The following is a 13,373-nucleotide window of genomic DNA, read 5'->3' on the forward strand; positions in this document are numbered from 1 at the left end:
TCAGGAGATGAGGTCGAAATGGCCGAGGGCCTCGGCATAGGAAAGTGCCGGCCGCGCGACGTCGAAATGAACGGTGCGCATGCCGGCGGCACGGCCGCCATCGACATTGCGCTGCTGGTCGTCAACGAACACACAGGCGCCGGCAGGCAGGCCAAGCGCCTCGGTGACGAAGGCATAGGCGCGCGGATCGGGCTTGAGGATGCGGGTATAGGTGGCGTCAACGATGGTGTCGAACAGCTCGAGCAGCGGCAGCCGCTGACGGAAGCCGGCGCCATAGAACAGATCTAGCTCGTTGGACAGGATCGCCAGGCGAAATCCCGCCGCATGCACGGTCCGGATGGCGCGGACGGCTTCGGGCCGCACGATCTTTTCCGGCTCGGCTCCGCGTGCGCGCTGGACGAATGTCTCCATCGCCTGCCAGTCCTCGCCGACGAGCCGGCCGACTTCGCTGGTGCGGGTGCGCCAATAATCGCGCTCGCTGATCTCGTCGGCCTGCATGGAGCGCCACAGCAGATCTGAATCCGGGTCGAACGGCCCGTGCCATTGCAGCGTTCCCGGCGCGAGGCCGAGCGCCTGTTCGGTCAAGGCATGGGTCTCGAAAAGGGTCCGGGTGACGACGCCGCCGAAATCGAGGACGAGCGCCTGGGCAGGAACAGCGCTCACGCAGCCACTCCCTTGGCCGGCATGCCGCGCGGGATGATGCCTTCCTCGACCCAGCGGTCGAAGATTTCGAGCGCCTTGCCGACGAACTCGTCGCTGTTGATGTGGGCGTCGATCTCGTGGAACTCGACGCCGGCGGGAATGGCCTTGCGCATCTCATCGGTGAACGCCGCGAGGGCTTCGGGTTCGTACAGCGGCTCGCCCTGCGCATCCCATTCCTGGATGCCGCCGGAGGGCAGGATGAAAGCGGAGCGCCCCTTCGACGCACCGAGCTTGGCGGCGATGGTCCTGGCGACTTCACGGCGGTCGGCGGCATCGACGGTGATCGAGCCGATCAACCTGTTATGAGCATGGAACGGCCGCTGCGCGAACTTTGTCGGCAGCGCCTGCCAGGTCGGCAAATCGACCATGTCCACGGCGCCAGGGGCTGCGATCTGCGGAATGCCGCGGGCGCCGGCATTCTCCAGCCGGTCGGCGCCGGAGCTGACGACCGAACCGGCAAGATGATTGGTGATCTCCTGCAGGCTGAAGTCGAACACCGCGCAGAAATGGTCCTGGCTGGCGATCGATTCGAAGGCCCGGCCCCCCATCCCGGTGGTGTGAAAGACTGCGACGTCATAGCCGCGCTGCTCCAACGCCGGCTTCAGCGTCTTCATATAGCGCAGGCAACTGCTGCCCAGCGAAGTCATGCCGATGGTCGGTCCGACCGCCGGGGCCGAAGCACGAGATGCAAGCACGATCCTCGCCGCACCGACCACCGCGCCGCAGGCCTGGGAAAGGACCAGCTTGCAGACGGTGTTGAGGCCGTAGAGCCCGCCTGCCCACAGGATCATCATCAGGTCGGGCGCGACACGCTCGGGCGGAATGAGATGCGAGTAGGCGATGGTCGAGACTACGAATTTCGGCACGCCGAGCGGCAGGCACAGCGCGACATCGAGCGCCAAATCGGTTCCCATCGAACCACCGATGGCGATGAAGGCGTCGATCTCGCCGCGCTGGTGAAGCTGGCGCACCAGCTGAACGGCGCCGACGGCCATCAATGTCATGGCGGTGTTTTCATCGCCGCTCGAGACGATTTCGGCCATCGTCACGCCAGCGGCCCGCGCAACGGCATGCTTGTCGTGATCGGGACTATAGGCGGGGGCGCCTAGCACGCTAACATCCATCATCACGGCGCGGCCACCGGATGCCTCGATACACGCTTTCATGAACAGCAGTTCGTCGGTCTTGGTGTCGCCCGTGCCGATGACCAGGATGCGGGGCGTCGCCATATCTGCAGACATCAGGCCTGCCTCCTCAGGGTTTGCAGGTTTTCGCCATTGAGGCGCATCGAAATCTCCCGTGCCGCGGTCACAACCGCAAGCCCTCGTTCCACGATCGTAGCCGGTGTCGTCCTGGCCTTCGGGGCTGCCACCGCAATTGTCCCCAGCGCAAGACCATCGGCGGCGCGGATTGCAGCCGCGACGCCGATCACGCCGTCCTCATGGCCCTGGTCGCAGATCGAATAGCCGCGGTCGCGCGCCTCGCCGATCGACTTTGAAATGGCGGCCGGCTCGACGAGGGTATGATCGGTGAAGGCCTCAAGCGAACCTGTCAGGCATGCTTTCACCGTCGCGTTGTCGGCGAAGGCCAGATAGGCGATGCCGGAGGCGGTGGAATGCAGCGGCAGAAGCTGGCCGATATCGATGTTCACCCTGTTTGCCCAGCTTGAATGCTCGACATGGACGGTGATCAGTCTGTCGACGCCGAATTCCGACAGATGCACCGTCTCGGTTGTCGAACCCGCCAAATCCTGCGCCACGGGAATTGCCGTTTGCAGGAACGGGAAGCAGGCTTCGCGGATACGCGCCAGCCGCGACAGGCCGGCGCCGAGGCGATAGTGCCGCGTGCCGGCATCCTGCTCGACGAAGCCATGGCCGCCCAGCGCCATCAGCAGCCGCCGCGTCGTCGCCTCGTCCAAGGCGCACCGCCGCGCGAGATCGGAAAGTCCGAACTCGGGCTCGTCCGCCGTGAACAGCTCCAGAAGTGAAATCGCCTTGCCGACCGTACCCATCCAGCCTCCCGCTCGGATAGAAACTTAATGTGTGAATTAACTTGACAGGCATCCGCATTCTTTGCAAGTCTATATTCAAAATAAGGGTTCAAATAATGAACCGATGGCATTTTAGGGAACAGGCCGAGCGGCCGCGAACCCAGGGGTTCGTAAGACTGGAGGGACAAATGTCAGCAGTTTCGGAACTGGCGCCCGCCAACAGGCTGCGCAAGAACAGTCTTGGCGTCGGCGCTATCACCTTCATGGTGATTTCGGCGGCGGCGCCGCTCACCGCGGTCGCCGGCGGCACGCCGCTCGGCATGCTTATGGGCAATGGGGCGGGCTTTGCCGGAACCTATCTTATCGTGACCGTGTTGCTGCTGCTGTTTGCGGTCGGCTACGTCGCCATGTCGCGCCATGTCGGCAATGCCGGCGCCTTCTATGCCTATGCCGCGCGCGGGCTCGGCGGTTTTGCCGGCGGCGCAACCGCAATCATCGCGATCCTGTCCTACAACGCCATGCAGATCGGGGTCATGGGCCTGCTGGGGGCCGCGACCGCCGGCCTGTTCGCCGGCTGGGGCATCGACCTGCCCTGGTGGGTGTGGAGCTTCATCGCCGTCGCCATCGTCGCGGTGTTGGGCTACCGCCAGGTCGACCTCTCGGCCAAGATCCTGACGGTGCTGGTGCTGTGCGAATACATCGTGGTGCTGGTGTTAGACCTCGCCATCCTCAAGACCGGTGGCGACAGCGGCCTCTCGGCGGCGCCGTTCAGCTGGACCCAGATCGTCAGCGGCTCGCCCGCCATCGCCATCCTGTTCTGTTTCGCCGCCTTCATCGGTTTCGAGGCGACGACGATCTACGCCGAGGAAGCCCGCGACCCCAAGGTGACCATTCCGCGCGCCACCTATTTCTCCGTGCTGCTGATCGGCGTCTTCTACATGGTCACGGCCTGGCTGATGGCGGTCGGCGCCGGCGTCGACAAATTGTTGCCGGCACTGCAGGCGCTTCAGGATCCGACGACTTTCCTGTTCGGCCTGTCCGACCGCTACGCCGGAACCATGCTGTCGCACGCCATGGGCATCCTGTTCGTGTCGAGCCTGTTTGCCGGCGTGCTGGCGTTCCACAACGCGGTTGCCCGCTACATCTACGTCTCGGGCCGCGAGAAGCTGTTGCCTGAAGCGATCGGCGTGACGCATTCAGTGCACCAGAGCCCGCATGTCGCTTCCGTCATCCAGAGCGTGTTGGCAGCGATCGTCATCGGACTGTTCGCGATACTCGGCCTCGATCCGGTTCTGGCGCTGTTTTCCTGGCTGACCAATGTCGCGACGCTGGGAGTCATCGTCATGATGGCGGTGGCCTCGCTCGCCGTGGTGATGTACTTCCGCGCCAACCCGTCGACGCAGGAGAATGCGCTGAAGACCACCATCCTGCCTGGGCTGGCCTTCATCGCTTTCGTCGTCATCATCTACCTGATCGTCATTAATTTCGGTGGCCTGTCCGGGGCCGGTGGCTTCCTTGGCGTGTTGCTGCCGGGGCTGGTGCTGATTGCCGCGGTGGTCGGCCTGCTGCTTGCCGGTGCGTTGAAGAGCCGGGATCCGGTTGCCTTCGAAAATCTCGGCGTGCCGCTGAAGGACTAGGACAAAGGACAAGGGGGTAGCGCGTTCGGCGCCGCCCCTTTCCATCGCAAGGGAGTAACGGCGTTGAGCTTTGCCGAGAGCATCACCGTTGAGGCGCTGGAAGCCGATCCGTATCCGATCTATGCGGAACTGCGGCGCAGTGCGCCTGTCGCTTTCGTGCCGGCGGTCAATCTCTGGTTCGTCACCCGCTGGAAGGACGTCGAGACCGTCGCAAAGTCACCCGACATCTTCTCCGCCGTCGTCGGTACGTCTCCGGTCGAACGCTCGTTCGGCAAGCCGACCATCCTGACCACCGACGGCGAAACGCATAGACAGCTGCGCCAAGGCGTCGATCCGAAATACCGGCCGCGCACCGTCGCCGCCTATGCCGGCGATCTCGTACGGTCGATTGCCGAACCTTTTCTCGACCGGATCGCCGAACAAGGCTCCGCCGAGCTGATGGCGGATTATTTCGAGCCGGTGTCGACGCTCAGCCTGGCGCGCTCGCTTGGCCTTGCCGACATCGACATACCGACGCTGCGCCGCTGGTTCTATGGCCTTGCGCAGGGCGCCATCAATTTCGAGAACGACCCGAAGCGGCAAGAGATCGCCGACGCGATCAGCGCCGAGGTCGGCGCAGCCATCCGGCCGACTCTGGATACACTTGCGCGCGCACCCGACGACTCGGCGCTATCGCATATGCTGCATGACGGCATGCCGGAAGGCACGACGCGGCCGATCGATTCCTTGATGCCAAGCATCAAGGTCATCCTGCTTGGCGGCATGCAGGAGCCCGGACATGGTGCCGGTTCGATCCTCGCCGGCCTGCTTGCGCATCCCGAACAAGTGCGGCAGGTGCTCGCCGATCCCGAGACCTTTGTGCCCAGGGCTGTCGATGAAGGCTTGCGCTGGGTGGCGCCGATCGGCACCCAGACGCGGCAGACGACGCGGGCGGTCGAGCTTGGCGGCGTAACGATCCCTGCCGGCGCCGCGGTCGCTGCACTTGTCTCCTCGGCAAGCCGCGACGAGAGCCGCTTTGCCGATCCAGACCGCTTCGACATCAACCGCAGGGAAGGCAATCATGCCGCCTTCGGCTTTGGTCATCATTTCTGTTCGGGCCGGTTTTTCGCGCGCGAGCAGATGTGCCTTGCGTTAAGGCTGCTGCTCCTGCGCTTCCCCGATCTCAGCCTGGTGCCAGGCAAGGTGCCGGTGTTTCGCGGCTGGGAATTCCGCGCGCCAACCACGTTGTATGTTTCCCTGGGAGTCCGCCACCAATGATCAGCCAGAATGCCATCGACGCGCTGCGCAAGACGGAGATCGGCGAGCGGGGCTTGTTTATCGACGGCGTACAGGCCGCAGCGACGAGCGGCGCGACGCTGGCGGTGATTTCGCCGATCGACGGCCGCCCTTTTGCCAGCATCGCCGACGGCAATGCCGCCGACATTGATCGCGCGGTGCGATCGGCGCGAAAAGCATTCGAGAAGGGTTCATGGTCGCGCGCCGCCCCTGCCTTTCGCAAGAAGGTGCTGACGAAATTTGCCGAGCTGATCGAAGAAGATGTCGACGAGCTGGTCGTGCTTGGCGTGCGCGACAACGGCACCGAGATCGGCATGGCCTACAAGGCCGAGCCACTGTCGGCGGCCGGCACCATCCGCTACTACGCCGAGGCGATCGACAAGGTCTATGGCGAGATCGCGCCGACGGCCGACAATGTGCTCGGGCTGATCCACAGGGAGCCACTCGGTGTCGTCGGCGTGATCGTGCCGTGGAACTTCCCGCTGATGATCGGCGCCTGGAAGATTGCGCCCGCACTGGCCACCGGCAACAGCGTCGTCGTCAAGCCGCCGGAGATCGCGTCGCTGACCTTGCTGCGGCTGGCCGAACTCGCAAGCGAGGCTGGACTTCCCGAAGGCGTGTTCAACGTCGTTACCGGTCATGGTGCTGTCGCCGGCGAAGCGCTTGGCCTCCATATGGATGTCGACGCCATCGCCTTTACCGGATCGGGGCCGGTCGGCCGGCGGCTGCTCGAATACTCCGCCCGTTCCAATTTGAAGCGGGTCTTCCTCGAGCTTGGCGGCAAGTCGCCCAACATCGTCTTTGCCGACGCTCCGGACCTGAAGCAGGCGGCGGTCGTCTCGGCCAACGGCATCTTTCGCAATTCAGGCCAGGTCTGCGTGGCGGGCTCGCGTCTGCTCGTCCAGTCGTCGGTCTATGATCTTTTCATGGACGAACTTGTCTCGGCAACCACGCGGCTCAAGGTCGGCGACCCGCTCGATCTCGCCAGCGATATCGGTGCGGTATCGAGCGCCGAACAGCTGGACAAGAATCTCGGCTTCGTCGCCATGGCGCAAGCCGAAGGCGCCCGTCTCGTCGCCGGTGGCGAACGGATACTGACCGAGACTGGCGGCAGCTACATGGCGCCGACGATCTTCGAGAACGTGACGCAAGAGATGCAGTTGGCGCGCGAGGAGGTGTTCGGACCGGTGCTCGGCGTGATGCGCTTCGGGACCGAGGAGGAGGCGGTGCATCTCGCCAACTCCACTGTCTACGGACTTGCCTCGGCGGTGTGGACCGCCAATCTTTCCACGGCCCATCGCATGGTGCGCGCCATCAACGCCGGTGTCGTCCACGTCAACACCTATGGCGGAGCCGATATCACCGTGCCGCTTGGCGGCGTCAAACAGTCCGGTTTCGGCCGTGACAAGTCGCTGCATGCGCTGGAGAAATTTGTCGACCTCAAGACCGCCTGGATTGCGCTCTGAGCCTCGCGGAAAGGCCAGCATATCTGCTCTTTTCGTCAAGCTTGGCCTCAGAAACGCCACGCTGGTGCTGGTTGGCGGCGATCGCGTCACCGCTATCGGCAGTTCCGACTAGCGTGGTGTCGTGGGTCCTGGTTTTGCGCGGAAAGCCGTGTTGCGGCCGGCCGGTATCACGGCGTCCTACTCCGTTGTGCTCGCTTTTTTTCTGCGCCGATTGGTGTGCGACTGGGCGACGGCCATTCGTAATTCGGGTGTGATCTCCAAAGGCGCATTCTCTGTCCCATGCGGGTCTTGCAGCCCCTGGACGTGGACGGTCGGGAATGGGAGTTCGATGCCCTGCTCCTTGAAGGCCTGGCGGAGGCGCAAAAAGAACCTGCCTTTCATGCTGAAGGCGCCTCCAGGTCTGGTCGTAACCTTGACCCTCAAGACGATGCCGTACTCGCCGAACTCCTGCACGCCCTGCATCTTGATCGGTTCGATCACCCAGTGTTTGAACTCCGGATCTTCGGCCAGTTCCAGGCCAATTCGCTTGATCAGTTTGCGAGCAAAGTCGATATCGGTGTCATAGCCAACGGTGATGTTGAATTTGTCGGTGACCCAGTCACGGCTCTGGTTCTGCACGGCGCCGAGTTCACCGAAAGGTATCGTGAACAGCGGACCACGATGGTGGCGCAGCTTCACCGAGCGCAGCGAAAAGCTCTCCACCGTACCCCTGTAGCTGCCCGATGAAATGTATTCGCCGACACGGAAAGCATCGTCGAGCAGATAAAACACGCCAGAGATCACGTCCTTGACGATGGTTTGCGCGCCAAAACCCACGGCGACGCCGACGACGCCGGCGCCGGCGATCAGCGGGCCGATCTGGATTCCGATCGAAGCGAGCATCATCAGCACCGCCATCACGATGATCACCGCGAGCAGAATGTTCTGAATGATCGGCAACAGCGTGTGCAGCCGCGCCTGATGCGGATCGAGGGTGAGGATGTCCTCCTCGCCCATCACGGCTTGCGGTATCGCGACGCCCAGCTTTCGTTCGATCAAGGCTTTGATGATCGACCAGCCGAAATCGGCAGCAAGGGCAATGACCACGACGTTGATCAAGCCGCGCAATATGAGCATGGTGGTCGTATCGCTGCCGCGCATGGATTGCATGTCCAGGCCCAGTACGCGTGCGAGAAGGTAAGCCGCCGCGAGGATGAAAATCATCCGGATACCGCGATCGATGACAGCGATCGTTACCGCCGGGATCGTCGGCCGGCCCGCATCTTCCGAACCGGGCCGCAGGACGAAATTAACCCCGCGCTCTGTCAGCACAATTGCCAAAGGCAGGAAGAATGCGGTGAATGTAAACCAGAAGAATGTGTAGAGGCCGGCAATGCGTTCGAGGAACAGAACGACGAAATAAGCCGTCAACAACCATGTCACTGCCGTGTGACCGCTGTGGCGCGCGCCGTCTCGCTGCGTTCTTGGCCGACGCCAAATGGCCAGCAGGAAGAGCAACAGCAATATGAAATCGGCGCCGACGGACAGGACCATCATTCCGTCCTGGTCTATGCCGAGACCCGGCAAGAGGACAAACGCGGCGGCGAAGAAGGCGAAAACGCCGACGATCCGGGGCAGCCAATAAGCCCAATGGTCAGCAGCTCCGTCGGTGATCGGCAGGGCACGAACCTCGATGGCGTGCTCGACCTCCATGAAAGAAGGGACGAGTGTGGCCATCACGTATAGGCGCACAGCCCACGTAAAGACCGCAGCCATCAGAAATGTCAGCACAATCTCGCGGATGAGCGCTGGCCAGTCGAACAGCATGAACGCACCGGCGCTGCCCAGCGCGAACGAGCCGATCATCATGCTGGAATAAAGCGTGCGGCCGCCGATCTTCTTGGCCCGCCCGATGGGCGTATCTCTGGGTTGCGCGATGATCCAAAGACGAAATGGACGGGTGAGCTTGTATATTGCCCAGGTGAGCGCCAGGCCGGCAGCGATAAAGATCGCAATCAGCACCAATATGCTGACGGGGCCCTTGCTGGACATATCGTCCATGGTATTGGCCCGGACGCGCGCGAACTGGTCCGGCAGCGAAGGCAAGGTTCGCACGATCTTTTCGATGTGATGCTTGATCCGATCGAGCGTCGAGGATGCCATAGTATTCATCTGGCCCGGTGCGGCCACGGCGTCGGCCGGCGGAGCGCTAGTCTCGGCAGGCGCTTCCGTCGATCCTGCGCCCTGATTTCGTTGCTCGGCCACCCAGGCCTTCACCGACGGATCGTCGAGAAGCTCGAACAGCTGTTTGACCTTGTCGGGCGTGACGGCGGCCGGTGCCTGGGCCTGTGCCGGACCAGCCAACAGGAGGGCGATGCCAAGGACGAGCGGCCCGGCTATCAGGACGAACATCGCCGTCAGGTTCCCGGGACGCCGTGCTGGGCGCGCCGGCTCCCTGGCCCCCAATCGTCGTTTCATGAGCAGCATCGTGCGGTAACCTTCCGGTCAGATCGGCGAGCAAGGACAGCTATGTCCGTCGTTGCCCCCACCTTTAACAAGCCGATGTTGCGGTGCAAGTCTCATCGCACCTAGACCGTTGGGTAGGGCACCAGGCGACCAGCAAGGCTGTCATCACCAGTGCCAGCGTTGCGCTGCATTCCTTGTCCCGACCACCTAGACCGGGTCATTGTCGGTCGTCGGTTGCTCCGCGGCGGGAGCCTGTGACCATGCCGCATTGCACAATTTTGCGACCTTGCCCACAATGCACGCATGGTCCGCAGCTCACTCGCCGTCCTGGTCATCGACGAAAACCGTATCCGCGCCGCGATCATCGAGGCAGGTTTGCGCGAGGCCGGCCATGAGCGGGTCACCGTCATCCACGACGTGACCGGCATTGCGCGGCGGATCGCCGAGATCGAGCCGGACGTCATCGTCATCGACCTGGAAAACCCGAACCGCGACATGCTGGAAAACATGTTCCAGCTGTCGCGTGCGGTGAAGCGGCCGATCGCCATGTTCGTCGACCGATCGGACCAGGCATCGATCGAAGCGGCGGTCGATGCCGGCGTTTCGGCCTATGTCGTCGACGGCCTCAGGCAAGAGCGCGTCAAGCCGATTCTGGACATGGCGGTCAGCCGCTTCAACGCTTTCTCGCGCATGGCGCGCGAGCTGGAAGAGGTTCGAGGCGAGCTTGAGAGCCGCAAGGTGATCGACCGTGCCAAGGGCATCCTGATGAAGTCGCGCGGCCTGACCGAAGAGGGCGCCTACACGCTGCTGCGCAAGACGGCGATGAACCAGAACCGCAAGATCGGCGACATTGCCCAGAGCCTGGTGACTGCCGCCGGGCTGCTCGGGCCGTCGGAGGACGAATGAGCATGAGCGCCGAGCACCAGATCACCGCCGGCTTCATGCCGCTCTTCGACAGTGCCGTGCTGGTTGCGGCGGGTGAGCTTGGATTTGCCGCGCGCGAGGGCATCGATCTCACACTGCACCGCGAGACCTCCTGGGCCAACATCCGCGACCGCATCGCCATCGGCCATTTCCACCTGGCGCACATGCTGGGGCCGATGCCGCTCGCCTGCAATCTCGGGCTGACGCCGCTTGCTTCCGAGACCATCGTGCCGTTTTCGCTCGGGCTTGGCGGCAATTGCGTCACCATCTCCAACGCCGTCTGGGAAGGCATGGCGGCACACGGCGCCATACCCGATCTCGAGCCCGCGCGCGCGGGCGCAGCCCTTCGTGCCTTCATTCGCGAGCGCGCCGGGGCTGGCGGCGATCCGCTGCGCTTTGCCGTGGTGCACCCGCATTCGGGGCATAATTACGAACTGCGCTACTGGCTTGCCGGATGCGGCATCGATCCGGAGCGCGAGATCGAGATCGTCATCGTGCCGCCGCCCTTCATGGCCGATGCGCTGGCCGCTGGGCGGATCGACGGCTACTGCGTCGGCGAGCCCTGGAACAGCGCCTCGGTCGCTGCCGGCACCGGCCATATCGTCACCGTCAAGGCGCTGCTGTGGCGCAACAGTCCGGAGAAGGTGATCGGCGTGCGCAAGGCCTGGTCGCAGGAGAACCCGGTCGCGCTGGCAGCATTGCTGCGCGCGCTGCATCATTCGGCGCGCTGGTGCCAGGATCGGGGCAACCACGCCGAACTGGCTGGTGTGATGGCTCAAGCTGGCTTCCTCGGCCTGCCACCAGCTGTCCAGATGCCGATCCTGACCGGCCATCTTGAACTGGGCGGCGGCGCCGAACTGGATGTCGACGACTTCTTCCTGCCCTTCGACAAGGCGGCGAACTTTCCGTGGAAGAGCCATGCGCTGTGGTTCTATACGCAGATGGTGCGCTGGGGGCATGTCGAGCACACGCCGGAAAACCTTGTTATCGCCCGTGACTGCTACCGTCCCGACCTCTACCGCTCGGCGCTAAAGCCGCTTGGCGTTGCACTTCCCGGCGCCAATGCGAAGGTCGAGGGCGCGCTTAAGGTCGCCACGGCTGTCGGTGCGACCGGGGCAGGCCTGGTGCTTGGGCCGGACGGCTTCTTCGACGGTCAGACCTTCGACCCCGACGAGATCGACGGCTACATAGGGCGCCAGAAAGCGGCTCGCGCGGAAGCCTGATCATTCTCGCGCCATTCTTGTGCATTGCACAAAAAATGTGCGTGCGATTGCTGTAGTGAACAATCTTTGATCTGCTTGCGATGTCGCCTCGCGTGCCGGCATCTGGCGCGTAATGTTGATTTCATTTAGGTTTTTCGTTTCACCCAAAACTGGCACGGTTCCTGCTTTGAATTAGTCAGGCCCTTCGCGGGTCACGGAACAGGCGTCCAATGGCGGGCGCCACAGGCAAAGCTGCCGCTCAGGTCAACGACGCGATCCCGGATGTACGGACGCGCGAGGCCTGGACGGCGGCTTTTTTGTTTTGGGCCACTCGACGAAGCCCTCGCGTTCAACCGGAGATCACGATGAAAGAAAAAATAGGGAAATGGATCGGGACGGGAACATCGCTCAAGGATGTGACGCGCCGCGATTTTCTTGTCAGCAGCGCCATGACGGCCGGCCTGTTCGTGGCGGCCCGCAAGCTCTTCCCCTCGGGCGCCTATGCCGCCACGACCGCTCCCGAGATCACCGGCGCCAAGCTCGGCTTCATCGCGCTGACCGACGCGGCGCCGCTGATGATCGCCAAGGAGAAGGGGCTGTTCGTCAAGTTCGGCATGCCCGACGTCGAGGTGCTCAAGCAGGCCTCCTGGGGCGCGACGCGCGACAATCTGATGCTCGGCGGCGCAGCCAACGGCATCGACGGCGCTCACATCCTGACGCCGCTGCCCTATCTCATGCACACCGGCAAGGTGACGCAGAACAACCAGCCGATGCCGATGGCTATCGTGGCGCGGCTCAACTACGACTGCCAGGGTATTTCGGTTGCGCAGGAATACGCCGGCACCGGTGTCGGCCTCGACGCCTCCAAGCTGAAGGACGCCTTCGCCGCCAAGAAGGCGGCCGGCAAGGAAATCAAGGCCGCCATGACGTTCCCGGGCGGCACGCATGATTTGTGGCTGCGCTATTGGCTGGCCGCCGGCGGCATCGATCCCGACAAGGACGTCTCGACCATCGTCGTGCCGCCGCCGCAGATGGTCGCCAACATGAAAGTCGGCAACATGGACGTGTTCTGCGTTGGCGAACCGTGGAACGAACAGCTCGTCCACCAAGGCGTTGGTTTCACCGCCGCTACCACCGGCGAACTGTGGAAGGGTCATCCCGAAAAGGCGCTCGGCCTGCGCGCCGAATTCATCGACAAATACCCGAACGCCACCAAGGCGATCGTGATGGCCGTCATGGAGGCCCAGCAATGGTGTGAGGCCACGGAGAACAAGGACGAGATGGCCGCCATCATCGGCAAGCGGCAATGGATGAACGTGCCTGTCGCCGACATTATCGGCCGCCTCAAGGGCGACATCAACTACGGCAATGGCCGCGTGGCCACCGGCACTGACCTCTACATGAAATTCTGGAAGGGTGGCGTCTCCTATCCCTACAAGAGCCACGACAGCTGGTTCCTCGCCGAAAACATCCGTTGGGGAAAATTCGCGCCGACCACCGACATCAAGACGCTGGTCGATCAGGTCAATCGCGAGGATATCTGGCGCGAGGCGGCGAAGGATCTCGGCGTTGCCGCAGCCGATATTCCGGCCTCGTCGTCGCGCGGCGTCGAGACCTTCTTCGACGGCAAGATTTTCGACCCGGCCAACCCGTCGGCCTATCTCGACAGCCTGAAGATCAAGGCATCGGCTTGACCAGCGCAAACGGCGCGTTCCGCCGTTTGTCGCCCCAG

10 protein-coding genes are annotated in these 13,373 nt (G+C 63.3%); 6 read left to right on the forward strand and 4 right to left on the reverse strand.

Annotated elements, in window-relative coordinates; translation table 11 throughout:
- Genes AC3CCE_RS25900 through AC3CCE_RS25910 form a run of 3 tightly spaced genes read right to left on the reverse strand, consistent with a single transcriptional unit; the run spans window position 1 to window position 2,713 of the window.
- Window positions 1–663 (reverse strand): HAD family hydrolase, encoded by a 663-nt coding sequence (locus AC3CCE_RS25900; RefSeq protein WP_023714910.1) that lies wholly within the window; start codon window positions 661–663, stop codon window positions 1–3.
- Window positions 660–1,943 (reverse strand): Tm-1-like ATP-binding domain-containing protein, encoded by a 1,284-nt coding sequence (locus AC3CCE_RS25905; protein ID WP_352625474.1) that lies wholly within the window; start codon window positions 1,941–1,943, stop codon window positions 660–662. The genes AC3CCE_RS25900 and AC3CCE_RS25905 overlap by 4 nt, the downstream gene beginning before the upstream one ends.
- The gene (locus AC3CCE_RS25910) at window positions 1,943–2,713 is read right to left on the reverse strand and encodes an IclR family transcriptional regulator (RefSeq protein ID WP_352511457.1); all 771 of its coding nucleotides are present in this window, start codon (window positions 2,711–2,713) and stop codon (window positions 1,943–1,945) included. Before AC3CCE_RS25910 ends, AC3CCE_RS25905 begins: the two co-directional genes overlap by 1 nt.
- Window positions 2,714–2,880: 167 nt before the next feature.
- Here AC3CCE_RS25910 and AC3CCE_RS25915 point away from each other — a divergent pair, with 167 nt between their 5' ends.
- The 3 genes from AC3CCE_RS25915 to AC3CCE_RS25925 all read left to right on the forward strand — a co-directional run bounded on the left by AC3CCE_RS25915 (window position 2,881) and on the right by AC3CCE_RS25925 (window position 7,070).
- Complete coding sequence (locus AC3CCE_RS25915; RefSeq protein ID WP_352511458.1) at window positions 2,881–4,329, forward strand: APC family permease; 1,449 nt, start codon at window positions 2,881–2,883, stop codon at window positions 4,327–4,329.
- A gap of 63 nt (window positions 4,330–4,392) precedes the next feature.
- Entirely contained in the window at window positions 4,393–5,586 is a 1,194-nt protein-coding gene (locus AC3CCE_RS25920) for a cytochrome P450 (RefSeq protein WP_352511460.1), read from the forward strand.
- Window positions 5,583–7,070, forward strand: a complete 1,488-nt coding sequence (locus tag AC3CCE_RS25925; RefSeq protein ID WP_352511461.1) for an aldehyde dehydrogenase — start codon at window positions 5,583–5,585, stop codon at window positions 7,068–7,070. The genes AC3CCE_RS25920 and AC3CCE_RS25925 overlap by 4 nt, the downstream gene beginning before the upstream one ends.
- 177 nt (window positions 7,071–7,247) lie before the next feature.
- On the opposite strand, the gene AC3CCE_RS25930 is transcribed toward AC3CCE_RS25925, so the two are convergent.
- Window positions 7,248–9,536, reverse strand: coding sequence for a mechanosensitive ion channel family protein (locus tag AC3CCE_RS25930; RefSeq protein ID WP_352625477.1), 2,289 nt, complete (start codon window positions 9,534–9,536; stop codon window positions 7,248–7,250).
- Window positions 9,537–9,818: 282 nt separating this feature from the next.
- Here AC3CCE_RS25930 and AC3CCE_RS25935 point away from each other — a divergent pair, with 282 nt between their 5' ends.
- From AC3CCE_RS25935 to AC3CCE_RS25945, 3 genes are all read left to right on the forward strand, one after another.
- Window positions 9,819–10,421, forward strand: coding sequence for an ANTAR domain-containing response regulator (locus AC3CCE_RS25935; RefSeq protein ID WP_352625478.1), 603 nt, complete (start codon window positions 9,819–9,821; stop codon window positions 10,419–10,421).
- Window positions 10,422–10,423: 2 nt separating this feature from the next.
- Window positions 10,424–11,662, forward strand: a complete 1,239-nt coding sequence (locus AC3CCE_RS25940; protein ID WP_031245870.1) for a CmpA/NrtA family ABC transporter substrate-binding protein — start codon at window positions 10,424–10,426, stop codon at window positions 11,660–11,662.
- A 344-nt stretch (window positions 11,663–12,006) separates the two neighbouring features.
- Window positions 12,007–13,335, forward strand: coding sequence for a CmpA/NrtA family ABC transporter substrate-binding protein (locus tag AC3CCE_RS25945; protein WP_352625480.1), 1,329 nt, complete (start codon window positions 12,007–12,009; stop codon window positions 13,333–13,335).
- Window positions 13,336–13,373 lie beyond the last annotated feature (38 nt).

Source organism: Mesorhizobium sp. P160187, assembly GCF_057766425.1.